19 protein-coding genes are annotated in these 22799 nt (G+C 61.2%); 10 read left to right on the top strand and 9 right to left on the bottom strand.

Annotated features, from left to right (window positions below):
- The first annotated feature begins 3 nt into the window (after positions 1-3).
- Both H7C86_RS06300 and recD read left to right on the top strand, forming a co-directional pair.
- On the top strand, positions 4-3321 hold the full coding sequence (locus tag H7C86_RS06300) for a UvrD-helicase domain-containing protein (RefSeq protein ID WP_182261255.1): 3318 nt from the start codon (positions 4-6) through the stop codon (positions 3319-3321).
- Positions 3318-5186, top strand: a complete 1869-nt coding sequence (gene recD, locus H7C86_RS06295) for an exodeoxyribonuclease V subunit alpha (protein WP_019746920.1) — start codon at positions 3318-3320, stop codon at positions 5184-5186. Before H7C86_RS06300 ends, recD begins: the two co-directional genes overlap by 4 nt.
- 26 nt (positions 5187-5212) lie before the next feature.
- Here the strand turns inward: recD and H7C86_RS06290 are convergent, their stop codons facing one another.
- A complete protein-coding gene (locus H7C86_RS06290) occupies positions 5213-5581 on the bottom strand; it encodes a cupin domain-containing protein (RefSeq protein ID WP_019746921.1) in 369 nt (122 codons plus the stop codon).
- Between the two features lie 245 nt (positions 5582-5826).
- Positions 5827-6390, bottom strand: coding sequence for a TetR/AcrR family transcriptional regulator (locus H7C86_RS06285; RefSeq protein WP_029537549.1), 564 nt, complete (start codon positions 6388-6390; stop codon positions 5827-5829).
- A 98-nt stretch (positions 6391-6488) separates the two neighbouring features.
- Between H7C86_RS06285 and H7C86_RS06280 the strand changes: the two genes are divergently transcribed.
- The gene (locus tag H7C86_RS06280; protein WP_225320273.1) at positions 6489-7715 is read left to right on the top strand and encodes an amidohydrolase family protein; all 1227 of its coding nucleotides are present in this window, start codon (positions 6489-6491) and stop codon (positions 7713-7715) included.
- A complete protein-coding gene (locus tag H7C86_RS06275; protein WP_020968453.1) occupies positions 7712-8584 on the top strand; it encodes an alpha/beta hydrolase in 873 nt (290 codons plus the stop codon). The genes H7C86_RS06280 and H7C86_RS06275 overlap by 4 nt, the downstream gene beginning before the upstream one ends.
- Positions 8585-8749: 165 nt before the next feature.
- On the opposite strand, the gene H7C86_RS06270 is transcribed toward H7C86_RS06275, so the two are convergent.
- Entirely contained in the window at positions 8750-10060 is a 1311-nt protein-coding gene (locus H7C86_RS06270; protein ID WP_019746926.1) for an FAD-binding oxidoreductase, read from the bottom strand.
- 257 nt (positions 10061-10317) lie between these two features.
- Complete coding sequence (locus H7C86_RS06265) at positions 10318-11658, bottom strand: MFS transporter (RefSeq protein WP_037120120.1); 1341 nt, start codon at positions 11656-11658, stop codon at positions 10318-10320.
- Here H7C86_RS06265 and H7C86_RS06260 point away from each other — a divergent pair.
- Positions 11626-13296: a CdaR family transcriptional regulator gene (locus tag H7C86_RS06260; RefSeq protein WP_259349045.1), complete on the top strand. Its 1671-nt coding sequence runs from the start codon at positions 11626-11628 to the stop codon at positions 13294-13296. The genes H7C86_RS06265 and H7C86_RS06260 overlap by 33 nt on opposite strands.
- A 64-nt stretch (positions 13297-13360) precedes the next feature.
- Here the strand turns inward: H7C86_RS06260 and H7C86_RS06255 are convergent, their stop codons facing one another.
- Positions 13361-13678, bottom strand: a complete 318-nt coding sequence (locus tag H7C86_RS06255; RefSeq protein WP_139047402.1) for a hypothetical protein — start codon at positions 13676-13678, stop codon at positions 13361-13363.
- A 256-nt stretch (positions 13679-13934) separates the two neighbouring features.
- Positions 13935-15359 (bottom strand): PQQ-binding-like beta-propeller repeat protein, encoded by a 1425-nt coding sequence (locus H7C86_RS06250; RefSeq protein WP_182261254.1) that lies wholly within the window; start codon positions 15357-15359, stop codon positions 13935-13937.
- Positions 15360-15603: 244 nt separating this feature from the next.
- Here H7C86_RS06250 and H7C86_RS06245 point away from each other — a divergent pair, with 244 nt between their 5' ends.
- Both H7C86_RS06245 and H7C86_RS06240 read left to right on the top strand, forming a co-directional pair.
- Positions 15604-16203, top strand: a complete 600-nt coding sequence (locus tag H7C86_RS06245; protein ID WP_019746930.1) for an RNA polymerase sigma factor — start codon at positions 15604-15606, stop codon at positions 16201-16203.
- Positions 16203-17324 (top strand): CU044_5270 family protein, encoded by a 1122-nt coding sequence (locus tag H7C86_RS06240; RefSeq protein ID WP_182261253.1) that lies wholly within the window; start codon positions 16203-16205, stop codon positions 17322-17324. Before H7C86_RS06245 ends, H7C86_RS06240 begins: the two co-directional genes overlap by 1 nt.
- A 64-nt stretch (positions 17325-17388) precedes the next feature.
- On the opposite strand, the gene H7C86_RS06235 is transcribed toward H7C86_RS06240, so the two are convergent.
- The gene (locus H7C86_RS06235; RefSeq protein WP_003945451.1) at positions 17389-18690 is read right to left on the bottom strand and encodes a TrpB-like pyridoxal phosphate-dependent enzyme; all 1302 of its coding nucleotides are present in this window, start codon (positions 18688-18690) and stop codon (positions 17389-17391) included.
- Positions 18691-18918: 228 nt separating this feature from the next.
- Positions 18919-19377 (bottom strand): PaaI family thioesterase, encoded by a 459-nt coding sequence (locus H7C86_RS06230; protein WP_003945940.1) that lies wholly within the window; start codon positions 19375-19377, stop codon positions 18919-18921.
- Positions 19378-19462: 85 nt separating this feature from the next.
- On the opposite strand from H7C86_RS06230, the gene H7C86_RS06225 reads away from it, so the two are divergent.
- The 3 genes from H7C86_RS06225 to H7C86_RS06215 all read left to right on the top strand — a co-directional run bounded on the left by H7C86_RS06225 (position 19463) and on the right by H7C86_RS06215 (position 21893).
- A complete protein-coding gene (locus H7C86_RS06225; protein ID WP_007734151.1) occupies positions 19463-20038 on the top strand; it encodes a TetR/AcrR family transcriptional regulator in 576 nt (191 codons plus the stop codon).
- A gap of 72 nt (positions 20039-20110) precedes the next feature.
- The gene (locus H7C86_RS06220) at positions 20111-20614 is read left to right on the top strand and encodes an SRPBCC family protein (RefSeq protein WP_019746932.1); all 504 of its coding nucleotides are present in this window, start codon (positions 20111-20113) and stop codon (positions 20612-20614) included.
- 28 nt (positions 20615-20642) lie between these two features.
- Positions 20643-21893: an NADH:flavin oxidoreductase/NADH oxidase family protein gene (locus H7C86_RS06215; protein WP_070385833.1), complete on the top strand. Its 1251-nt coding sequence runs from the start codon at positions 20643-20645 to the stop codon at positions 21891-21893.
- Here the strand turns inward: H7C86_RS06215 and H7C86_RS06210 are convergent, their stop codons facing one another.
- Complete coding sequence (locus H7C86_RS06210; protein WP_019746934.1) at positions 21894-22769, bottom strand: aldo/keto reductase; 876 nt, start codon at positions 22767-22769, stop codon at positions 21894-21896.
- Between the last annotated feature and the right edge of the window lie 30 nt (positions 22770-22799).

The following is a 22799-nucleotide window of genomic DNA, read 5'->3' as shown; positions in this document are numbered from 1 at the left end:
CCCGTGGACTTCGACCTTTTGGGGCCACTACCGACCGGCACCACGGTGTTGGAAGCGAGCGCCGGAACTGGCAAGACCTACGCGATCGTCGGACTCGCAACCCGTTGTGTTGCCGAAGGTCTCGCTGACATTTCGCAAGTTCTGCTGGTGACATTCAGCCGGGCCGCCACTCAGGAACTTCGTGAGCGTGCCAGGGAGAGGTTCGCCGGAGTGTCCGCCGCTCTGGTCGACCCGGAGGCGGCGAGGCGGTCGGATGATGATCTGGTGGCGTACCTCGCGACAGCTGACGACGAGGAGATCGGCGTGCGGCGTCGTCGACTCCTGCGCGCTCTCGCGGAGTTCGACGCCGGCACCATCACGACCACCCACAGTTTCTGTCAGAGGATGCTCGACGGACTCGGCATCGCCGGGGAACGCGAACCGGACACAACTTTTGTGGAGTCGGTCGACGACCTGATCAGTGAGGTCGTCTCGGATTTGTACCTCAGCCGCTACAGCCGGACGGACTCGTCTCCACCGTTTTCCACGAAGGACGCGCTGGCGATTGCCCGAAGCGCAGTCGGCGATGGTCAGGCAATTCTCGAACCCGACGGCGAGGAGGAGACCGCTCCCGGTCAGCGAGTCCTGTTCGCGGCGGCTGCTCGTCTCGAGGTCGAACGACGTAAGCGGACCAAAGGAATTCGCGACTTCAACGATCTGCTGACGCTGTTGCACGGTGTATTGACGGATCCGGAATACGGCCCCGTCGCGTGCCGTCGGGTGCGCGAAAAGTTCAAGGTCGTGCTGATCGACGAGTTCCAGGACACCGATCCGTTGCAGTGGGACATTCTGCGGTTGGCCTTCCACGGTCACACCACCCTGGTCCTGGTCGGTGATCCCAAACAAGCCATCTATGCGTTCCGCGGGGCAGAAGTCCTGAGTTATCTCGATGCGGTCAATCAGGCGGATGCGCACCAGGAGTTGACCACCAATTGGCGCAGCGATCCAGGGTTGTTGGCGGCACTCGAACACCTCTACGGCGGCGCCGCACTGGGTAACGAGGGCATCGTCGCGCATCCAGTAGAGGCTTCGCACAAGAAGTCTCGGTTGTCCGGCCCGGTGCCGATGCGTGTACGCCATCTGCCGCGTACCGGAGCCGGACCGCTCAATCGTTCGGGATTTCCGGCCGTAGGCAGACTTCGCAGTCGCGTCGCGGACGACGTCGCAGCAGACGTGGTCGGACTGCTGGGCAGCGATGCCCGCTTGGCAGTCGACGGTGATCCGCGCCCGGTCGAGCCGGGAGACGTCGCGGTATTGGTGCGCACCCACAAGCAGGTGGCGATGATTCGCGATGCCCTCGATGCCGTAGGTGTACCGTCCGTATTGACCGGCGGTTCCAGTGTTTTCGCGACACCCAGCGCAACACAGTGGCTGTGGCTGCTGCAGGCGATCGAGCAGCCACACCGGTCTGATCGCGTCCGGTTGACCGCCCTCTCTCCGATTTTCGGGCGCACCGCCGAAGAATTGGACCTCGACGGCGACAACGTCGTCGCGGAACTCGCGGGTCAACTGCGCTCATACTCCGGGTTGTTCGCGCGCGTCGGGTTCGCAGCCGTGTTCGAAAGGATCTCCGCCGAAACGAATCTGGAGAAGCGTGTACTCGCGGCCCCGTCCGGCGAACGAGATTTCACCGATCTGCGGCACGTCGCACAACTTCTCGGCCGCGTCGCCACCGAGGAAGCGTTCGGGTTGAGCGCATTGGTTCGCTGGCTCTCCGATCGGATCAAGGACCCGACGTCCGGGAGTGCCACCGACAGAAGCCGTCGCCTCGACAGCGATGCTGCCGCTGTACAAATCGCAACCGTGCACGCCACCAAAGGGCTCGAATTCCCGATCGTCTACGTCCCGTTCAGTTGGGAGAGCGTAGGCGGCTTCAACTCTCCGACGCAGTTGTTGCACGATCCGGATGGGCGCCGCATCCTCGACGTCGGTGGGCAGGAAGGCCCGGGGCACAACGCCAGAAAGACTGTTGCGGAGGCTGAAGAAGCGGGCGAAGAACTGCGGCTGCTGTACGTGGCGCTGACCCGGGCGCAGTGCCAACTCGTGCTCTGGTGGGCGCCAAGCTACGGGACCTCACGCTCGCCACTGCACCGGTTGATGCTCGGACGTACACCCGGCATCGCCGAACCTGCTCGGGTAGTGAAGGTGCTCGACGACGGTACAACCGCAGCACGACTCGCGACGTGGCCGGCAGCAGCTTCCGATGTGATCTCGGTGGAACCTGTTGGTCCACATCCACCGTCGCCCGTCCAGTGGTCCGGTGCAGCCGCGAACGTGACCGAACTGGCCGCGGCGCGTTTCGATCGAGACCTGGACACTCTCTGGCGTCGTACGTCGTACTCGGCACTGACCGCCGGAGCGCACCACGCGGTCACGAGCACCGACAGTGAGGTAGAGGATCCCGAAAAGGACGACGAGCCGGAGGATTCCGTAGACGTCGGGACCGTCACCCCCTCGCCGCTGGAGGCGTTGCCTTCACCGATGAACGGTCTTCCGGCGGGCGCCGCATTCGGCACGCTGGTGCATGAAGTGCTCGAGGTGGTGGACACTGCTGCTTCAGACCTGAGAGCGGAACTCGGTATACGCTGCGCCGAGGCGGTCTCGGTTCGGGCGGCCGAGGTCGACTCCGAAGCACTCGCGGATGCGTTGTTGCTGGTGATGCAGACTCCACTGGGATTCGGAACCTTGGCCACGATCGCGCCGAAAGATCGTCTTCCCGAACTCGATTTCGAACTCCCACTGGCCGGCGGCGACGATCCGGTGTCGATGAGTGTCACACTTCGCGGAGTGTCGGAACTGTTGAGGCACCACCTTCCCCCGGGCGACATTCTGGCGTCGTACGCCGACCATCTTGACCGTGTCGAGACGTCACCGATGCGCGGGTTCCTGACGGGCAGTATCGACGCCGTCTTGCGGATCCCGGGCCCGTCGTTCGTGATCGTCGACTACAAGACAAATCGGCTGGGCCGCGGCGATCTGACGGCTGCCAACTACACGCGTGAACTCATGGCGACGGAGATGATGCGCTCGCACTATCCCTTGCAGGCACTGCTGTATTCGGTTGCGCTGCATCGCTATCTGCGGTGGCGACTGCCCGACTACGATCCGCATCGCCATCTCGGGGGTGCGCAGTATCAATTCGTGCGTGGGATGCTCGGCCCGGACAGTCCGCCGGAATGTGGTGTATTCGAATGGAAACCGCCTGCTCAGCTGACGGTTGAACTATCGGATCTGCTGGCCGGTCTTGATGCGTCCCACACAGTAGGGGAGAAGATTCGATGACCGAGTCGCAATTGGCGCAGCGCGCCAAAGGGATCGTGCGAATCTTCAACGAAGCCGGGGTTCTGGTTGCCGCCGACGTTCATGTCGCGACGAGAGTGTGCAGCCTGGGCGGTGAACCCTCGGAAGAAGTGATGCTGGCCGCAGCGTTGGCAGTTCGGGCCGTGCGATCAGGTTCGGTGTGCCTCGATCTGCGACGGATGCGTGATGTGAGCGTCGACAATGCAACGGAAGACGAACTCACGTCGTTGCCGTGGCCCGAACCGTCGGAGATCGTTGCCGCCCTTCGCCTGAGCCCTCTGGTGATCGGCGGCAACGCCGGACCACTCAGACCACTCCGGTTGGTCGACACAGACGACGGTGAGCTTCTCTACCTCGATCGGTACTTTCTGCAGGAGCAGACGATTCGGCGAGTGCTCGACGAGCGTGCGTCCACGTGGCCGCCCGCCGACCTGAAAGCGGTCCGAACGCGCCTGGATTCGCTGTTCGTAGACGAGAACGGGCCGACCACCAGCCCTGATCGTCAACGGATAGCCGCTGCTCTCGCCGCGACACAGTGGACGACGGTCATCGCCGGTGGGCCCGGAACCGGCAAAACCCATACGGTTGCACGTATTCTCGCTCTCCTGTCGGAGGAACTGGGTTCGAATGCTCGCATCGGGCTGGCCGCACCGACGGGCAAAGCCGCAGCACGTCTGCAAGAGTCCGTACGTGAGCAGACCGCGAGCCTTGGCCTTCCCGAAGAACTAGCGGCCATGACCCTGCACCGGCTACTCGGTTGGCAGCGGGGGAGTTCGAGCCGTTTCAAATACAATGCGACCAACAGACTTCCCTACGACGTGGTCGTCGTCGACGAGACGTCGATGGTCTCCCTCACCTTGATGGCGCGCCTGCTCGAAGCGGTTCGCCCCGATGCCCGGCTACTGCTCGTCGGCGATCCCGATCAGTTGACCTCAGTCGACGCCGGCGCTGTTCTTGCTGACCTTGTCGCCCGCCCGGTAGAAGTCAGTGGAAATCCGGCGCTGACACAGTTGGTGGGTGACGATCTCACGGCCACTGGTTCCGAAGAGGCGCTGAGTGCGGATGAGCAGGATCGTCTGCGGGGCGGGATCATTCAACTCTCACGTGGGCGCCGCTTCGACGGAACCATCGCGTCGTTGGCCAGGGCAGTTCGAGCGGGAGATTCCGCTGAGGTTCTGCGCATCCTGCGTAGTGGCGATCCCGCAGTCTCCTTCCATTCTCCCGAGGATGTTGACGCATTGCGCGCCGATATCGTTGCGAGTTCAGAGGTGGTGACGAGGTCGGCCGAGGAGGGTGATGCGATCGGCGCCCTGAAAGGCCTGGAATCGCACCGCCTTCTGTGCGCGCACCGTGACGGACCGTACGGTGTCGGGCGGTGGGCGCAACAGGCGATGGAGTGGGTCGGCACGGCATCAGGGCAATTTCTGGATCCGACGAGGTGGTATCCGGGCCAACCCCTGTTGGTGACGGCCAACGACTACGAGGCCAAGATCTACAACGGGGATGCCGGGGTGATCGTGCAGCGTGAGGATGGCGTTCCTATTGCCGCATTCCAGCGGGGGAGTGATGCGTTTCTGATTCACCCGAGCCAACTCTCGTCGGTGCAGACCGTTTACGCGATGACGATTCATCGGAGCCAGGGCAGCCAGTACGACACGGTATCGGTGATGCTGCCGGCCGAGGCGTCGTCACTACTGACCCGGGAGTTGTTGTACACGGCGATCACTCGCGCCAGAAACCATGTGAGGGTAATCGGCACGGAGGATTCCGTGAGGGCGGGAGTTCAGCGACAGGTGCTCAGGGCAAGTGGGCTGCGTCGGGAGATCCGTCCGTACGACGGGCCGTGAAAGTCGGATGTTGCGGATTCTCTTGGTCATTCGTTGTATACGACGAACACCTTGCGCACGGTCTCGGTGACCGTCCACGTACCCTTCCATCCGATTGGGAAGATTGCACTCGTCCCGGCAATGAGATGTACGGGATCGCCGTCGTCCTCCTCGACGGTCATGGCGCCGGAGACGATGGTGATGATCTCGCCGCGGGTGAGGAACTCCCACCGCGACTTTCCCGGTTCGCTCTCCCAGACTCCGGATTGAATGCGGCCGTCGTCACTGGTGAACTCGACATCTGCACGAGTGATGATGTCTCCGGCGAGTGGCTCTGCACTGGGTTGGCCGAGCAGTGCTTGCTGGAAGATCCCACTTGCGCTGTTCAACTCTGCGGCACGGAAGGTAATGGTCACAATTCAATCCTGACTTTCGAAACTCATGTGAATCATCGGACTTGTCGATGATGTCGTGTGTCTGCTGGGTCGGGATAGGTTCACTTGTCGCATCTTTCGGCACTTCGCTCGTACAGATGTTGAAAGTGCGATCACCCACCACTTGGCCGGGGTTGAGGGACCCAGCTGACGCCGAAACAGGCCCGAGCCCATGACAAAACCGCCCCCGTCCGTGATTTCGAACGAGGGTGATCGGTTGTCGGGCCTTAGGTGATGGTCGTGGTCAGCGAGGTGATGAAGCGCTCGGCTGCGGCGTCGACCTCGGCGTCGGGGGTGAGCAACCTCTGCAGCAACAGTCCTCGCAGACATGCGGTTGCGATGATGCTCTGCTGCTTTGCATCCACCACTGTGAATCCTTCGCGAAGTGCTGCCGCTTCGAGGAGGTGAGCCAAGTCGTCGAGGTCGGCGGCGAAATCTTGAAATGCTTTGTGCTCGTACACCGCAAGTCCGGCCAGGTGAAAAAAGGTGCGGCTTCGATCTTCATGCTCGGCGTTCGAGTAGAAACTCCAGATCGCCCTGCACAGGGCCGCGAACCCGAGATCTTTGCCCATCGCGGCGATGACGAGGTTGTCACGGCGGCGCGCTTCCGACAGTACGGCGCTGAGGAGACCTGGTCGTGATCCGAAGTGATAGGTCAGAAGCGTGTGGTGCACGCCGAGTCGCTCCGCTACTTGGCGCATCGACAGCTTCGGACTTGGGCCGGTTTCACCGAACTCGTCGAACAGTGCCTGTAACAGTCGCTCTCGACCCTCCCCAACCGGCGATCTCACGCTACCTCCATTGACGGGTTCACCACTGTTGAGTACGGTACCGCATATCGAATTCACCAGTGTTTAGGAGAGTGGTTTCTAATGCTCGGGAGGTCCCTTTGACTGACGTATGGTTTGCCGGCGGCATGGTCGCGGATGGATCGGGTACCGACCCGGTCGAAGTCGACGTGTGCGTGAGTGGCGGCATTGTCACAGCGATCGGACAGGCGCCGTCGGGTTCGACGACAGTTGACTTGGACGGCATGCTTCTGACTCCGGGGCTGATCGATGCTCATGTCCACCTGGGTATTTCGAGTCCGATCCGAAGGCAATTCGGGTTTGAGCTCTCGGCAGCGGAACTGGCTGCGGGCATCTTCGCCACCGCGGGCGATGCCCTCGACGCGGGCTTCACCACGGTGCGAGACGTCGGTGGCATCGACGGCGGAGTCGTCGACGTTATTGCGAGCGGCAAGGTGCGTGGTCCGCGTGTCCTCTCGTGTGGTCCTGTGCAGTGCCAGACCGGTGGACACGGCTACTACGGGGCCGCATGGGAGCCGACCGAGCTGTGGAACATGCACCACATTCCAGGGCTCTGCGCCTTGTCCTTGATGTCGGGTAATGCCGACGAGCTACGACGCAACGTGCGCGAATCGTTCCGCCGAGGGGCCACATTTCTGAAACTGTGCGTCACCGGCGGTGTCGTCGGAGGCCATGACCGCCTCACCGACACACAGTTCACCGTCGAGGAAATCTCCGTGGCAGTGGAAGAAGCAGCGTCGCGCGGCACCTACGTCACGGTCCACGCGCACAACAATGCGGGCATTCGCAACGCAGTGCGGGCGGGAGTGCGGTGCGTGGAACACGGCACCGACATCGACGCGGAGACTGCCCAGTTGATGCGCGAGCATGACGTGGCTCTGGTCCCTACCTTCGCCGTGGTCGAGCAGTTGACGGACACCGAAAGCATGGACCTGGACCCTGCAATACGAGAACGTGCAGCCGGAGTGCGTCAACGCATGGCCAGAGCGCTCGCGGCCTCTCGCGCAGCAGGCCTGAGGATCGGCCTGGGCTCGGACCTCATCGGGCCGCACCAAAAGCGCCGAGGTGAGGAGTTGCGCTTGCGCGCGGAGTTGGAGTCGCCGATGCATGCACTCGTTTCGGCCACCAGCGTCAATGCCGACATTCTCGGTATCGGGAAAACCGTCGGGACTATCCGCGTCGGTATGCAGGCGGACATGGTTGCCTGGCAGCAAGACCCACTCCGAGACGCAAAGGTGTTCGCCGATCCGGACATGGCTGCTCTCGTCGTGAAGTCCGGCAATATCGTCAAGGGAGACGTTCGATGAGCGCAATGCTGCACGGATGTTTTGCAGACACGGAGTACTTCGAAATAACGGCGAAGTCGGGGCACAGCTACGGCGTCTGGGTGACCACACCCCCCGGCTACGCGGACTCCACGGATCCCTTACCGCTGATCTACGTGATGGACGGCAACTGGGCTGTAGGTCTTACCGCCCCGCTCATCGTCACGCAGGCAGACCCGTACCTGACGGTCGCCCCGTACATTCAGGTCAGTGTCGGATATGCCGGTGAGGAGGCCGCCAACTGGGCACGGCTCCGCAACCGCGATCTCGTGCCGCCTGGGGAACCGGTAGGCGAAGAAATGATGGCTACTCTTGCCGCTGCTCGCGACTCGGGTGCAATGACCCAGGAGTACGTGGACGCCTACCTCGAGGAGCTGGCAGACACCCACGGGGACGTCTTCCTCGACTTCCTGACCAACGAACTCCACCCTCGCCTGTACTCGTCGGAGCTACGTGTCAGCGAGTCCGGGCACGGACTCTTCGGGTACTCGTACGGAGGCCTTTTCGCCCTCTACGCATGGCTGCGCGACGCGCCCCCATTCGCGACCTTCGGTGCGGGTAGTCCCGGAGTTGTGAACGCTGACAGCCAGATCCACACACTGGTCGAGGCGCTGCCCGAGCGTGGCGTGGGCTCAGTTGTGCCGCAGCTGCACGTTACGCTGAACGAAGCCGAACTGACTGGACCAATTCCGATCTATCGCGGACTGTCACGCAACGTTCTCGCCGTCGTGGAGCAGTTGCATGGCAAGGGACGGTCGCAGGATGTTTCGACCGCGTTGTTGCACGAGACGCACGTTACCGGGCTGCAGGCATCGTTCCTGAGCTACTTGAAGACCTGCCATGCACGTTAGAGCTCTCCGTCCCGGAGACGATGTGCCGCTGACACGTTCTAGGGCGATTTTCCGTAGACGCCGTTGAAGGAGAAGTCGGCTGTGGGTGTCCACCACGTGGTGGACACCCACAGCCGTGTCTATTCAGTTGTCGCGGCTATCGATTCTCCAAGCCGGACAAGACTTCTAACCCATGACCGTCCCGGTCGACTCGGCATTGGGTGCCCGAAGGCGGGAGAATGCGCCGAGGTCGATTTCGAGCCCGGTGTGCATCCCGACATAGGTCAGGGGATCAGCGTCGTGATCGTGTCCAGCTTCCACTTCGTCGATGATCCTGGACATGAGGCGCCCAGCGATGGGCGCATTTTTGAATTGGTTCCCGCTGGTGCCCATGGCGACGTAGAAACCTTGTCTGTCTGTCTTGTCGTAGATCGGGGTCCAGTCAGACGCTGCGTCGTACACGCCGGCAATACCTTTCGGTTGTGAAGGGACCTCCAGGGTGGGGAAACGCCTGGCGGCGCGGAAAACCTGCGCTTCGAATCGGGCAACAGTGCGATTCGGGTTTGCGGTATCAGGATCGTCGATCCACTCGAGCGGATCGCAATCCGGTTCGGTTCCGCCGACGAGGAAACCGTTTCCAGGTTCGGCTCGCATGTAGGTTCCGAGATCCAAATCGGCGATCATCGGGCCGAGGATCTCGTTTTCGTTGTACTCAGTGGGTGCGGTGATGTGATGGACTTCCTGACGCAAGGGCCGAACCGAAACCTTGAAGTCGGACCCGACATTCGAGAGCTTGTTGAACGCTCCTGACCAGGGGCCGGCGGCGTTGACGACAATCTTGGATTTCACACTTTCCCCGTCGTCGAGCCCTAGCTGCCATGTGCCGTCAGGCAACTGCTCGACTGCCACCACACGCGTGTTGTATGCGAAAACCGCACCGTGCGAACGTGCTGCCGCAGCAAGATTCGCGGCTGCCAGTTGCGGGTCGTCGACGAACCCCGCCTGCGGTGTGTACAGCGCGCCGAGCGTGGTTTCCGCATCTGCGAAGAAGGACTCCGAGTCGACTGGCTTCGGTGGATAGTATTTACCTGCGTCGATACCGGGAATCTTTTCGACGAGTGTCGTTGCGTCCCAAAGTTGGTAGTCGATTCCGATCTTCTCGAACAGTCCAATCGTGCGCGCGTGGGGTGCGACGTCGACATCGAGCAGTGCCATCCCGCATTGCCGAAACTTCGCAAGCGCGCCGTCGACTGTCGCGTTGAGATGCTCGTTCCAGTTTTGCCAGCAATGCAGCGACTCCCAAGCCGCAGCCATACCGTCGAATGTGGAGTAGTTGAACCGGATGACCGCACTGGATGCACTGGTCGAGCCGTAGCCCGGACCACCAGACTTGTCGATGACCAGGACTTCGTAGCCTCGAGCGGCCAGTTCGTAGGCGATGGAGCTGCCGATCACTCCAGCTCCGACCACAACTGCATCGGTCTTGTCGGTAGGCACTTTCGGCCCCTCTTTCTACTGATGGCTTCGCCGGATCGAAAGCGCAGCTATTCGATCCGGCGAGCTTGGGTTCTGGTAATTCTGACGCCGTCGACTTCCTCTGGAGACCCGTATCCCGACTTCTCGGATTCGGCTCTGCCTTAATGGATTTGGTACCTGAAAGTCCAGAGGTGTCCGTCGTCCTCAACTCTCTCGTGGCGGCCATCGGAACGCTATCGACAGCTGCTCAAAAAATCACAGCCGTGGCGCGTCCGTTGTCAGAAATGTTTCGTCGAGCTGCCCCGCGTGGCAGACCAGTCTTTCGATTCCGGAATCCCTCGCCACAGAATGGGAAGTGCGATCAAAGCGATGGCGGTCGCGTAGAAGGCAGGCGACAGATCGCTTCCAGTGGCGTTGACCAGTGCTGCGCACACCAGCGGCGCAGTTCCTGCAAAGAGCGCATATGCGATGTTGTAGGGGATTGCCGTGCCGGTGAATCGAGCATGCGTCGGCATCATTTCGAGGATTACGAGCAAAGCGGACGCGAGTAGGGAAAGCGCGATGACCAGAGCAGCCAGTGCAATGGCAATCGCGAAAATGTTTCCGGTGCCGATGAGCATGTAGCTGGGCACCGAAACGAAAACTGACATCACCATGCCGATTCTGACGAGAGGTCTCCGGCCGATTCGGTCGACCGTGGCGCCGAAGAAGATGAACAGCGGGACTGCGAGAACCAAAGCGCCGGTTGTCATCAGCAGTGCCACCGTGCTCGAAACGTCGGCTGAAAGAATCAGAAATGTCGGCATGTAGCCGAGCAGCATATGAGTAACGACACCGAGCGAGGCGAAATACACGAATGACGTGAGCAGAGTCCGCCAGTGATTGCGGAACAGATCTGTGAGAGGGCGGGTTGGAAGGGAATCGTTTTCTTTCATTTCCTTGAAAGCCGGAGTTTCCTCGACCGCAAGCCTCATGAACAGTCCCACCATGGCGACAACGCCTCCGATGATGAACGGCCAACGCCATCCCCCTTCGGCAAAGGACTCAGTGCCGACCAAGCTGAATGACAAGACTGTGACCGTGGCCAAGATGCTGCCGACGAACGACGAAGAGCTGATAATCCCTGCGTACAAGCCTCGGCGGTGAGACGGCGCATGCTCGACGACGAAGGTTGCCGCTCCGGTGTATTCGCCGCCGGCCGAGAATCCTTGAACCAAGCGACAGAGCAGCAGCAACAGCGGTGCTGCAACACCGATCGAAGCGTAGGTCGGTAAGAGGCCGATAGCCGCTGTCGAGCAGCCCATGAGCGTAATTGCCAGGGACAGTGACCTCCGCCGGCCGAGGCGGTCACCCAGTCTTCCGAAGAATATGCCGCCGGCAGGTCTGGCCAAGAATGCGACTCCGTAAAGAGCGAAGGTGGCAAGCAGTGCGCCACTGCCGAACTCCGGAGGGAAGAACACTGTCGCGAGAACTGCGGCAGTGAAACCGTAGATCGTGAAATCGAACCATTCGACGATGTTGCCTGTCGCGCCGGCGATCAGCGCCCTGCGGCGCGCCGATCGACGTCCGGGTGAAGTCTCGATTTGATGCTCTACAGGAGCATTCGCTGTACCGGTCATGAAAAATTCCTCTCGGGATATGCTGAATGGCAACGGTTTTGCGACGTCACGGTGGCCGATGTCGTTCGGAGGCATGCGAAATTGAAAGAGGCCGACCGGACCCACGTTGATCGGGCGAACGGAGGTTGCGATCGATTCCGGATCAGGGACGACGCTTTCTCACGCGAGAGCGTGTCGGCTGGCTTCGGCCCACAATGCAAATCTCACGGCTGCAACGAATCTCGTCGCTTTCGTGCAACCTGTCGTTGCTGGGTATGCCTGGTCGCGGGCCGAGCGAACACGTTCCGGGTCTCATGTGCTTCGGCATGTAGCGAGCTTATGGCGCGAAAGTTAGTTGCATCACTGTCATTCGTTCAAATTGTCGCGGATGAATTTAGTCATATGTTGCAAAACGGCGAGCGTGGCTCGTACAGTTCGACCATGGCCGGAGAACTACAGCATTTGGTGGATAATACCGGGCGCCGACTGGACCGTTCCGTTGCGATCGATGATGCACAGATCCGTCTACTCGCGTACAACTCGCATGACAGTGCCGTCGATTCAGTCAGAATGAATTCCGTTCTACAGCGGAATGTTTCACGCGAGATTGTGGACTTCATCTACGCGAGTGGAGGCCGTGAAGCCCTCGATCTCTTCACTGTTCCCGTCAACGAAGGACTAGGGCTGACCCTTGGCCGGGTCGGGATGCCGATCCGGTACCGCAATGCGCTGCTGGGCTTCGTCTGGCTGTTGACTTCAGAGGGCGAAGTTGACGAGGATCAAGCCGAGGTCTTGAGGCGCACGGCTGATGCGGCGGCGATGATCCTCCACCGCGAACAGTTGCTGGACGAGTTGTCCCGAAGTCGGGAGCGGGAACTTACTCGAGACGTACTGTCTGGCGAGCGGTCGCTGCGCGAGGACGCGGCAAGCAGATTGGCTGATGAGGGCTTGATGGCTGCGGGTCCAGCAGTCGCGGTCACTATGTTGCTTCGTCCCGTGGACCGGTCGACATTGACCGAAAGAGATCGTCTGAGTGTTGCCGTCGGCGTCGATCAGCTTCGGCGGAGGCTCCCGCGGAACAGTGCAATCCAACTCGACCGCCCCGACCACAGTCTGTTGATCGTATCGGTGGCCGAACGCTCGACTCAAACCCATCTGGACTCGTTGATCGTGGCAGCCCGGGAGCGAGTCTTGTCTGAAAGTGGGCGCCAGAACATCGAATGTTGGGTTGGTATCGGTGAACCGCGAACCTCGGTTGCAGACGTGCGCGAATCCTACGAAGAGTCCAGACGCTCCGCAGATGTAGCCCAGGTCGTCAAGGTGCTCGGAAATGTTGTGCGTTATCGGGATCTCGGCGTCTACGGACTTCTGGCCGAACTGTCGGAGGATCGACTCGAGAACAGTATTCACTCAGGTTTGCAGTCCTTGCTCAGCCATGAGGACTCAAAAAGTGAGGCTCTTCTCGCGACGCTGGAGAGCTTTTTGGACAATGCCGGTGACGTAAAGCGAACGTCCGAGGCGCTCTGTGTGCATCGAGGGAGCCTGTACTATCGTTTGCGGCGAATTCAGGAGATAACACGCGCAGACTTGACAAACGGCGACGACCGGTTGGCATTGCATTTGAGTCTGAAAGTCGCGCGGTTGTTAGATCTCCGATGATCCCAACCGAGAAGAGGGGACTGCGGAAGAATCCAGCGGCTCAACGTAGTTCGGGGCTGGATCGTCAAGCGGGATGGTTCTGGGGTGGGAAAGGAAGCGCGTCGTACATCGGCCGGCGTGGGTTGGCTTGACCTGCTGAGACGTTCATACGTTTGATCGGGCACCTTCTATCCTCCTGTCGGCAGATGCGGCGGAGTGCAACTTTTTCGGGCATTGAAAGTGCAGAATCGTCCAGATGGGTGTCGAGCTGCGTGAAGAACGCGCGTTTTTGCAAACCGAAATGACGACGAATTTGGTCTGAGTTCGGTCCCCCGGTACGCAGATGTTTGCGCGCAAACTGGACAATTTGTTGCCGACTGCAAATAGGGGATTTCGCGTCCATCCCGTTGGCTCCCTTTACGATTGGATTGGATCAGATACCTGAGTCGGTGCGATTTTTACGCACCCCTTGACTGCAGGTCTGGTCTGATCTTTCCGAAATTGGAGACGCGGAGATATATGCAGTTGTTCGAGATCGTTCCCCCGAAATTGAACAAACGCGCCAGACTGGATTGTGGCCATTGATGCTGCACGTCTAGCCATTTGCTTGCTGCTGAGCTGGCTGGTCAGCGCGACACAGTATCGGTGATGTTGCCGGCCTATCGCCAAACGGTGAAATGGTTCTGCCAGGAGAACGACACGTTTTTGCCGGCATTCGAGACGACGACTCCGCGCGGATCGACTTCTGGGGGAAGGGGAACCGACCACATCATCTTTCCGTCGCGAGCCCGGATCGCGTGCATGCCGGTGTAGTCACTGAAGACGAAGTGGTCGCCATCGGTTACCCCGCTGCGAACCCAGTACGCGTCTTGCCAGGGCGTTTGCCACAACTGTCGGCCACTCTCGATGTCGAGACCCGAGATTGTGCGCGTCTCCGGCGACGTGACCAGGATTGTTTTTCCTACCACTGCGGCGATGGCGCTTCCCGTCCCGGCCATCGCGGTGTTGACGATTTGTGAACTGCGCCAAAGTTCGTCACCGGAATCCGGGTCGTAGGCGCCGTCGCCGAGAAACATCGGCAGGCCCGTCGAGGACTTACTTGGGTAGGACGACGATGAGTACGAGGGAATCGGTATCGCACGAATCGTGGATCCATTTGAAGCCAAGAGGTTTTGGGTTCCTACATAGCCTGATCTGCCTCCGACACTGGTGAGGAACAATCCGTTCCCGGCCGGGGCAAGCGAATCACCCTCGAATCTGAATCGTTCTGTGCCGGAATCCAGATCGTAGATTCGATAGCGGTACTGTGGGTCCCCGCCATCGCCCTGTTCCATCGCAATGACAGTGTCGGTGTGAGGGACCGTGTAGACGGCCCCGAACTTCTCACTTGGTTCGAAGGTGCGAACGAAGTTGGCCGTTAAGTTGGTTGTGTTGCCGCTGGCGAGAATTCGTGTTCGAATCGTTCCGTCCATCCTTTCGCCGGACGTGTACACGGTGTCTCCGGTGATGACGGCGCCATTGAGATCGAAGTCGGTTCCGAGGTCGGACATAAGAGTTCCGGTCGCGGTATCTACAAAGATCATCCGTCGATCGCCCCAGCACGCGATGATCGTGGATTCGTTCTGCTGACTGCACTGGCCGATGACTCCGCCGATTCGCGTTTTCCACAGCGGACTTCCGTCGTCGGGATTCACACCGACCAGTGTGACGGCACCGACTCCCTGACTCGACGAAGACTCGTCGGTCTTGGGAAGGGGATAAGCAGTCGCGGCCACCAGCACGTCACCGACTTGGTACGTGTTGCCGTAGCCGTAGTAGCGATCGAGGCCGGAAGGCATCGACAGCAGTACGTCGCCGGAGTTGTCCGTGAGCGTTCGAACATCGAGTTCCCAAGCTTGTTGCGGAGGATCGGAGAGGTCCACGTCGACAACGCCCTGCTCGACGATCGGACCGCCTGTCTTCTGCTTCGGCGAGGCCGCCTCACTGGAGTCGGAGAGTGCCGATACGACGATGAACGCGATCGCCACGATCAACGCCAGTCCGAGGGCGACCAGTTTCCAGTGTTCCTTCAACCGAAGCTGCATCGAAAGACCGTAACCGATCGAGCAAACTGATCGGTTCGTTTCGCGGACGGCCGGCTCGATGCCGACCTCGAAATCGATCCCACGGCCTACCGCGTCAGGGCCGGGTAGCGTTTGTCTCCGACCAAGAGACTGAGAACCGTCGCTGCGTAGTGAAACTCGGGGGGAAATTGCGGATCGTCCCTCGTTATCGCCGCCCGCTCAGGCACTCCGGGGACGCTGTGGGCCGCACCGACCAAGTATCACCGTGACATCTTCGAGCCCACCCGGTGATCGCGGCACACCGGACCCGGACCTGCACAGCCCGCGCGTGGCGGAGGTCTTCGCTCAACTCTTCGACGCCCATGCCGCCGATCTTCGTCGCTACGTGTGTGCCCGAGCCGGCGAACATCATGCCGACGACCTCGTCGCCGAGGCTTTTGCCGTCGCGATCGATCGTCGATCCACCTACGACCCTAGCCGGGCTCCCGTTCGCGCTTGGTTGTTCGGCATCACCCACACCCTGCTCAGGGCACACTTTCGCTCCCAGGATCGCGCCGAACGCGCACTCGCGCGGGTACATGGCGAACGTGCCGTGTCCGAGACTGCGCCGGAAGACCTTGTCACGGCTCGGGTGGACGCGTCCCGCCGCCTCGAGGTGATCGCGTCGGCACTCGCCGAGCTGACGGAGGACGAACGCGACGTGCTGCTCCTCTCGTCCTGGGCCCATCTCGAGCCGGCTGAGATCGCGGAGATCCTGTCCGTGCCGGCCAGCACCGTCCGGTCCAGGCTGCACCGCACACGCACTCGCCTGCGGACTTTGCTGCTCGACTCCGAAAACCTCCAACAAGCCTCGGGAGAGAACTGATGCCGAATCGTCGGACCGATCCCCTGGACGACACGTTGCTCGAACTCCGCGATGCGCTCGACAAGCCGGACGTCGACGCCTTGGCAGCGATCCGGAATCGGGTCCTCGCCGACGCGGAAGCGGCCGAAAGTTCTCCGCCGGTACCCAGTCGCAGGTTTGCTCTGCGGCGCGTGCCCGCTTCGGTCTACGCCGGTGCCGCGGTGCTCATGGCCGTCTGCTTGGCTGCGGTGCTGGTGCAGTTCGCACCTTCAGAGCAGACAGGCACTACGGGTGGTGTGTCGCTGCCGGTGCCTTCCATCGAACTCGCCTCCGCCGAACACGTCCTACAGCAAGCCGCGCGCTCTCTCGAATCGATCGAGATGATCTCCGTTCAACAGGGACCGTTTCGACTCGTCGAGGAGCACGCGTGGGTCCAACAAGAGATGGAGTACGGATCTCCCTACGAAGCAGGGCCCGACGCTCAACGCAACGGCTACACCTACCTGCTCGAAACCCGTTCGCAGCTATGGATTCCGGCAGACGAAACACAAGAATGGCTCGAGCGGCGGTCAACTGGCCAGTCGCGGTGGCTCGGCGGCACGACGCCGGAGAGTGAATCAGCTCTGTACATCGACGAAACCCGAAACGGGGAATGGCGTGCCCGCTGCGGCAGATTCTTCGACGACAATCGCGACAACATCAACTGCGTTCCGGACGACTGGGACGATCCCAACTTCTATCGGTCGCTGCCCGCTGACCCCGAGGGGTTGCTTCGATGGCTCCGCGACTACACGGCGCCGCGCGGTTCGACGCCGGAAGCGATGTTCCACATCGCGATTGAAATACTGAGAGCCTGCATGATGCCGCCTGACGTCAAAGCACAGTGGTATCGCGCGATCGCCGGAATCGATGGTGTGGAGACCGTGGAACAGACCACGCTCGACGGTCGATCCGGAATCGCACTCGGGCTCAGTGGTGTTCACGAGCGTCGCGACTTGATCATCGATCCGGGAACCGGTGAGTTCATCGGTGAACGACGGGTCGCGGGCGCAGCTCCGGAAGATCCTTGGATAGCCCCCGGCACCGTGTTGGGGACAAGTTCGATCACTGTCCGGCCGGTCGACGAATTGGGATCCGAATAGGGAACGTGCTCGGTGTGACGAAGTGTGGTGGCCTCGCACACACGAGACCACCACACCGACGGCGTCAGACGTAAGGCGAGTACGCCGGGAGATCCAACTGACCGTTGCCCGACAGTCCGATCACAATCACCTCGGGTTCGGTGACGGCGCGAGCGTGAGCGATGGCGCCGGCAACCGCGTGGGTTGATTCCGGAGCCGGGATGATCCCTTCGGCGCGGGCGAAAATCAGACCGGCCTGGAGCGCGTCGTCCTGATCGACGGCAATCGCATCCATGAGTCCGAGGTTGACCGCATGCGAGACCATCGGCGACATGCCGTGGTAGCGAAGGCCACCGGCATGGATCGCCGGGGGAACGAAGTCCTTACCCAGAGTGTGCATCTTGAGCAGCGGGGTGAGGCCGGCGACGTCACCGAAGTCGTAGCGGTACTCGCCCTGGGTGAGGGACGGGCATGCCGAAGGCTCGCAGGCGACCAGACGAGTCTTGGTGCCTTCGCGAAGGTTTCGTCCCAGGAACGGGAAGGTGAGTCCGGCGAGGTTGGAACCGCCACCGGCGCAACCGAACACGGTGTCGGGGACGGCGTCGCCGGCTTCTTCGAGCTGGACCATTGCTTCCTGACCGATCACGGTCTGGTGAAGCATGACGTGGTTCAGCACGCTACCGAGTGAGTAGTGCGTGTTCGGATCCTGCGCAGCGACCTCGACGGCCTCACTGATCGCCATACCAAGCGAGCCGGTGGTGTCGGGATGCGACTTCAACAGTGCGCGTCCGGCTTCCGTCAGGTCGGAAGGCGACGGGTGACAGATTCCGCCGTACGCCTCCATCTGGATGCGTCGGTACGGCTTCGAATCGAAGGAGGAGCGAACCTGCCACACCTCGACGTCGAGTCCGAGCAGTGCGCCCGCGAACGACAGCGACGCACCCCACTGGCCTGCACCGGTTTCGGTGGTGAGCTTGGTGGTTCCTTCGATCGCGTTGTAGTACGCCTGCGCGACAGCAGTATTCGGCTTGTGTGAACCGACCGGGCTCACGCCTTCGTACTTGTAGTAGATGCGAGCAGGTGTGCCCAGAGCGCGCTCGAGTCGGTGCGCACGGAACAGGGGAGAGGGCCTCCACATGCCGTAGATCTCGCGAACCGTCTCCGGGATCTCGATGTAGCGCTCGGTTGCGACTTCCTGCGCGATGAGGTTCATCGGGAACAGCGGCGCCAAGTCCTCGGGGCCGAGCGGCTCACGAGTGCCCGGATGCAGGTGCGGGGGAACAGGCTCGGGGAGGTCAGCCGCCAGGTTGTACCAGTGCGTCGGCACTTTCGACGGGATGGAGACGCCCAAAGGCTCGAGCGAACGGTTGAGTGGGGTGGTGGTCAACTAACTCTCCTTCGTGGATTCGGTACCTGATCTTGGCGGTCGTAGCGACGACGCGTACGGCATTTGCCGGATCGGGGATCCTGGAGAGGAGCCTGCTGGACCACCCGATATCGGTCCGGGCAGCACGCAGTTGCGGCTGACCGTCAGCGGTCGGGCCACCAGAGGTGCGCAGTGAGCAGGGTCACGAGCCGATCGTACATCGGTACTCGCGCCCTGCTCACGTCGGGCTTAGCGGAAAATCATGCACGTCGTAGTTCCGTGCGCCACCAACTTGCCGTTCTTGTCGAGGACCTTGCCCTCTGCCGTCGCGGTACGCCCGCCCACGTGAATGACGCTGCCGTGGGCTGTCAGTTCGTCACCGTCGAGAGGCACCGTGCGGATGTAGTTGAGCTTGAGTTCGAGGGTCGTGTAGCCGACGCCGGCCGGAAGCATCGTGTGTACCGCGCAGCCCATGACCGAGTCGAGCAGCGTTGCGCAGATGCCGCCGTGCACGGTGCCGAGCGGGTTGCTGAAATCGGCACGCGGGGTCAGTGCGAAGCTGACGGATCCCTCGTTGACCTCGCGCATCTCCATGCCGAGGAGGCGTCCGATGCTGGGTCGGTCGTTGACCTGCGTTCCCATCCAGCGGAGAAGTTCGAGGCCTGTCATCTGCGCCGGATCGACGGTTGCGGTTGTCTCGTCACTCATTGTTTCATCCCATCACTATGTAGGTCGTCATACATAACGTAGCGTATGAGTCGACAGGTGTACCGACGGCCGAAGGATCTGTGACATGGCAGAGCTGAGCTCACGTGATCGCATGATTCGTAGTGCGGTCGAACTGATCAGCCGCAACGGTGTCGATGCGACGTCCTTCAGCGACGTCATCAAGCACAGCGGCGCGCCCCGTGGGTCGATTTACCATCACTTCCCCGGCGGCAAGACCGAGCTGATGGTCGAAGCCGTGCGCGCGGCTGGTGCGATCATCACCAGACGAATCAGCTCGGCTGCGGCCACCGGTTCCACTGCCGACGTGATCGAAGCGGTCGGAGACATCTGGCGACTCAATCTCACGCGCTCGGACTTCGCGATCGGCTGCCCGGTGATTGCCGGCGGGTTGGCACGCGCCAGTGAGCCAGAAGTCGCGGAAGTATCGGCTGAGGTCATGCTGGGATGGCAGAAGTTGATCGAATCGCAACTTGAAACTGCGGGTTATCCTGCAGTGCAAGCAAAGTCGATGGCAAACCTGACGATCACGTCGGTCGAAGGTGCAGTGGCGGTGTGCCAGACGACTCGAAGTATCGAGCCGCTCGAACAGGTCATCGCTTCACTGCAGGGGCTCTCTCGTTCTGAGGCTTGGTCCCGCTGAGCCTTCGGGGGTTGACTTCGGCCATCAAGTATCCGTAACTTCATGTAACGGCTAATTGGGCAGGAGTAGGCGATGACACATTGGTTCGACCTCGAACCGGTCGGTGTCGATTTCTTCGACACGGCACCGCATATCTTCACGTACTCGATCGACCTCGCCGCCGAACCTGATGCCGTCTGGGCCGGTCTGACCGCCGACGAGCCTTTGTCGTGGTGCCGACTGCTCACAAAAGTGCACTACACCTCGCCGCGCCCCTACGGCGTCGGCACGCGCCGAATCGCGGAGGTGGGCGGTGGTGCGATGCAGATGCGCGAAAAGTTCATCACCTGGGACGACGAAACGCGTCGGCACTCGTTTTACGTCGAACAGTCCAATGTCCCGCTGTTCCAATCCTTCGCGGAGGACTACCGCGTCGACGAGCTCGCAGTGGGTTCGAGACTGCAGTGGAATTTTGCATTCTCGCCGCGTCCGAAGCTGTCGCTCGCGGTGCGCGGCGGGCTACCGGTCAACTCACTGATCTTCTCGAGCTTCGTGCGCGATACCAAGCGGCACTTCGGTTCTGCGCCACGCCATTGACTTTCTTCCCTTCATGCGAGAGGTATCCATGACCACACTCGGAGAATCGTTGACTTTGCCCTGTGGGCAGATACTGCGGAATCGCACGATGAAAGCTGCGCTCAGTGAGGCTCTGGGGGACCGGACTCATGGACCGTCCACCCGCTTGGAAACGCTGTACGGCCGTTGGGGCAGTGGCGGGTTCGGATTGCTCGTCACCGGCAATGTCATGGTCGATCGATCGCAGATCGCCGAACCGGGCAACGTCGTCGTCGACGACGATCGTGATGCCGAAGCGCTGACTGCCTGGGCCAAGACTGCCAAGAACGGCGGCGCCGAGATCTGGATGCAGCTGAACCACCCAGGGCGGCAATCCAACCCGATCGCCAGCAGAGGTCGACCGGTCGCACCGAGCGCGATTGCTCTGAAGATTCCGGGAATGGCGACGCCGCGAGAACTCTCGACTGCTGAGATCGAAGAGATCATCGACAAGTTCGCGGAAACCGCTCGCGTCGCCGAGTCCTCCGGCTTCGGAGGCGTGCAGATACATGCCGCCCACGGTTATCTTGTTGCGCAGTTCCTTTCGCCGTTGTCCAATCAGCGGACGGACGAGTGGGGTGGAGATCCCGAGCGTCGACGACGCTTTCTGATCGAAATCGTTCGGCGCATACGCTCGACCGTTGCTCCCGGATTCGCGGTGTCGGTCAAACTCAACTCGGCTGATTTCCAGCGCGGCGGATTCTCGGAAGACGAATCGCGAGAAGTAGTACGCGCGTTGACCGAAGAGTCGGTCGATCTCATCGAGATCAGCGGTGGCAGTTATGAATCGCCGGCCATGATGGGTAAAGCGCAGAAGCAGAGCACTCGCGATCGAGAGGCATATTTCCTCGAGTATGCCGAGACGGTTCGAGCGATTGCCGGCGACATTCCCTTGGCGGTCACCGGCGGCTTCCGCTCGCGATCGGCGATGGTCGAGGCACTCGCTTCCGGCGCCTGCGACGTGATCGGCCTCGGCCGGCCGACGATCACGATTCCCGACGCGGCAACCGTTCTCCTGGAATCGAATCGGGAACGATTGATCGTCCCGACTGTGGAGTTCGGAGCGCGGAAGTTGTTGGGGAAGGTTGCCGACATCTCGATGCTCGACGGTGCACTCGACCTGCAGTGGCACACCGATCAGTTGCATCGAATGGGCGACGGTAACGAGCCGGATCCGGCTCGGCCGTGGTGGAAAACCCTCGGGACCATGGTGAGGCGAAACGGAATCGATGCGCTTCGCCCCACCAAACGAGCGGCTTGATCAGTTCGGTGCACCGATGTTGAGTTCATCGGGATGCGCGCCGACGCGGGTACCGTCGTCGAGAGTGTCGATTTCGCTCAGATCGAGATCAGTGAGTTCGAAGTCGAATACGTCGATGTTCTGAGCGATCCGGGCGTCATGCACTGATTTCGGGATGACGATCAGGCCGTTCTGCAGGTGCCAACGGATCAGGACCTGCGCGGCAGTCTTGCTGTGGCGGTCACCGATTCGAGTGATGATCGGATCGGTGAGCAGCGTGTTGGGCTTCGATGCCTTACCCCAACCCGCGTTGCTGGTACCGCCGAGTGGGCTCCACGATTCGACCTTGATTCCGTGCTCGGCGGCCTTGTCGCGGATCGCGTGCTGCGTGAGGTGCGGATGCAGTTCCACTTGATCGACTGCCGGCAACAATCCGCCGCGATCGACGAGAAGCTGCAGATGATGCGGCTCGAAGTTGCACACCCCGATTGCCTTCGCGCGGCCCGATTCCGCGATCTTTTCGAGCGCGTCCCAAGTGCGGAGGAGTCGGTCGTTGTCCTGCAGTGGCCAGTGGATCAGATACAGATCGACGTAATCGACGCCCAGCTTGTCGATGCTGCTGTCGAAAGCCTTCAACGCCGGCTCGTAGCCCTGATCTGCATTCCACAGCTTCGTGGTGAGGAATATGTCCTCTCGCGCGACGGACGAGTTGGCGATACCTCGTCCGACGCCCTCTTCGTTCCCATATGCGGCAGCGGTGTCGATGTGCCGGTAGCCGGCGTCGTCGAGAGCGAACCGCACTGCATGCTCGGTTTCGTCGTTGGTGGCCTGCCAGACTCCGAGGCCGAGTTGCGGGATCGTGGTTCCGGAATTCAGCGTGATGTCAGGATTGCTCATGGATCAAGGCTAGCGATCTCGAGCTTTCCT

It is taken from the genome of Rhodococcus sp. UFZ-B548, from assembly GCF_903819475.1.
Classification (GTDB): domain Bacteria; phylum Actinomycetota; class Actinomycetes; order Mycobacteriales; family Mycobacteriaceae; genus Rhodococcus_F; species Rhodococcus_F erythropolis.
This window is presented reverse-complemented; position numbering and strand designations above follow the sequence as displayed.

What these genes read in the sequence shown, in the direction of transcription:
- H7C86_RS06250 (WP_182261254.1), bottom strand. Translation starts at nt 15,359, where the DNA reads ATGCAGCTTCGGTTGAAGGAACACTGGAAACTGGTCGCCCTCGGACTG.
- H7C86_RS06255 (WP_139047402.1), bottom strand. Translation starts at nt 13,678, where the DNA reads ATGGACGCGAAATCCCCTATTTGCAGTCGGCAACAAATTGTCCAGTTT.
- H7C86_RS06220 (WP_019746932.1), top strand. Translation starts at nt 20,111, where the DNA reads ATGACACATTGGTTCGACCTCGAACCGGTCGGTGTCGATTTCTTCGAC.
- H7C86_RS06260 (WP_259349045.1), top strand. Translation starts at nt 11,626, where the DNA reads ATGCTCTACAGGAGCATTCGCTGTACCGGTCATGAAAAATTCCTCTCG.
- H7C86_RS06225 (WP_007734151.1), top strand. Translation starts at nt 19,463, where the DNA reads ATGGCAGAGCTGAGCTCACGTGATCGCATGATTCGTAGTGCGGTCGAA.
- recD (WP_019746920.1), top strand. Translation starts at nt 3,318, where the DNA reads ATGACCGAGTCGCAATTGGCGCAGCGCGCCAAAGGGATCGTGCGAATC.
- H7C86_RS06240 (WP_182261253.1), top strand. Translation starts at nt 16,203, where the DNA reads ATGCCGAATCGTCGGACCGATCCCCTGGACGACACGTTGCTCGAACTC.
- H7C86_RS06265 (WP_037120120.1), bottom strand. Translation starts at nt 11,658, where the DNA reads ATGACCGGTACAGCGAATGCTCCTGTAGAGCATCAAATCGAGACTTCA.
- H7C86_RS06275 (WP_020968453.1), top strand. Translation starts at nt 7,712, where the DNA reads ATGAGCGCAATGCTGCACGGATGTTTTGCAGACACGGAGTACTTCGAA.
- H7C86_RS06215 (WP_070385833.1), top strand. Translation starts at nt 20,643, where the DNA reads ATGACCACACTCGGAGAATCGTTGACTTTGCCCTGTGGGCAGATACTG.
- H7C86_RS06210 (WP_019746934.1), bottom strand. Translation starts at nt 22,769, where the DNA reads ATGAGCAATCCTGACATCACGCTGAATTCCGGAACCACGATCCCGCAA.
- H7C86_RS06230 (WP_003945940.1), bottom strand. Translation starts at nt 19,377, where the DNA reads ATGAGTGACGAGACAACCGCAACCGTCGATCCGGCGCAGATGACAGGC.